The 1026-nt window shown below is 70.0% G+C and carries 1 protein-coding gene; it reads left to right on the top strand.

The genetic code is table 11. The features are described from left to right. Positions 1–133: 133 nt before the first annotated feature. Positions 134–1026: hypothetical protein (locus ACIRL2_RS51445; RefSeq protein ID WP_402242744.1), on the top strand; the 893-nt coding region annotated here is incomplete at its 3' end.

Genomic DNA, 1026 nt, shown 5'->3' with positions numbered 1-1026 from the left:
GCACACCCCACGAAGTCCTGCACCCAGAGCGGGAATTGAACCTGATGGCATAGAACAACAGCAATCAACCCGTCCGGAAAACGCGGGGCTCCTCACCGTCCGTACCGCTTGCGTCGCGGCCCTGGCCACCGCCTTGGCCACGCTCACCGGCGCCACCCCCGCGCACGCCGTCGAGCCACCCCGGGTGCAGTGCAACCTGGCCGACGCGCGGATCGGCGAGTCCAGTGGTCTGGCGCCCAGTTCCCGGCACCCGGGCATCGCCTACACGCTCAACGACAGCGGGAACACCTCCGACGTGTTCGCGATCGACACGAGCACCTGCCGCACCGTCGCGGTGTTGCGCGTGTCGGGAGTGACCAACACCGACTGGGAGGCCATCGCGGTCGGCAAGGACGACGCGGGTGCCCCGGCGATCTTCGTGGCCGACATCGGCAACAACTTCGGCACGCGCGCCCAGGTCACGCTGTACCGCATCGCCGAGCCCGCGACGCTCGCCGATGCCGGCGTGCCCGCGACGAGCTTCCCGTTGCGGTTCGCCGACGGGCAACACGACGCCGAGACCGCGATGATCGATCCGCGCGACAACCGGCTGTACGTGGCGAGCAAGCTCTTCGGCGCGCCCGGTTCGCTCTACTCGGCGCCGCTGCGGTTGCGCACCGACCAGGTCAACGACCTGACCGCGGTGGGGCCCGCTCCGGACACCGCGACCGACGGCGCGTTCGCGCCGGACGGGCGCTCGTTCGCGATCCGCAACTATTCGGACGTCACCGTCTATTCGGCGCCCGGGCAACAACTCGCCAAGTTCGCGTCGCCGAGCACGACGCAGGGCGAGTCGCTGATGTACGCGCCCGACGGCAGGTCGTTGTACGTCGGTTCCGAGGGCGCCAACAGCCCGCTGTGGATGGTCCCGTTGCCACCCGAGGCGATCCCGGGTGGTCCGTCGCCGGTGTCGGTGGTGAGTCCCGGTGCGCAGTCGGGTGTGGTGGGTCGGGCGGTGTCGTTGGCGGTTGCGGTGTCGGGTGGTAC

It is taken from the genome of Embleya sp. NPDC127516 (assembly GCF_044765325.1).
Classification (GTDB): domain Bacteria; phylum Actinomycetota; class Actinomycetes; order Streptomycetales; family Streptomycetaceae; genus Embleya.
The sequence above is the reverse complement of the archived record's forward strand: the minus strand, read 5'-3'. Positions and strand labels throughout refer to the sequence as shown.